Origin of the sequence: Sphingobium sp. IP1 (assembly GCF_002708645.1) — a bacterium.
Classification (GTDB): domain Bacteria; phylum Pseudomonadota; class Alphaproteobacteria; order Sphingomonadales; family Sphingomonadaceae; genus Sphingobium; species Sphingobium yanoikuyae.
Map to the genome: position 1 here is coordinate 1 of NZ_NOIW01000280.1, position 249 is coordinate 249.

Genomic DNA, 249 nt, shown 5'->3' on the forward strand with positions numbered 1-249 from the left:
CCACCACGTGAGTGGACCATGGCGAAGGCGCAATTTGCCGTGATCTTCGGCGAACGTTTCATCAGAGCCATGGCGGCCTGATGATCAACCGCCCGGCCGCACACGGAAATCCTGACAGTCCCCCAGCATCAAGGTCCATCGCTCGGCCGCCGGCGCAAAAGGGGGGCCTTCGCGCAAGGCATCGGAACCTCGCGCGGCGGACGCACCAGCAAGATCCACGGACTGACCGACGCTGCCGGAAGGCCGCGC

At 65.9% G+C, this 249-nt stretch carries 1 pseudogene; it reads left to right on the forward strand.

What is annotated here, in order from left to right:
- Positions 1 to 118: 118 nt before the first annotated feature.
- A pseudogene (locus CG471_RS31625) lies at positions 119 to 249 on the forward strand (IS5/IS1182 family transposase); the annotation flags it as partial.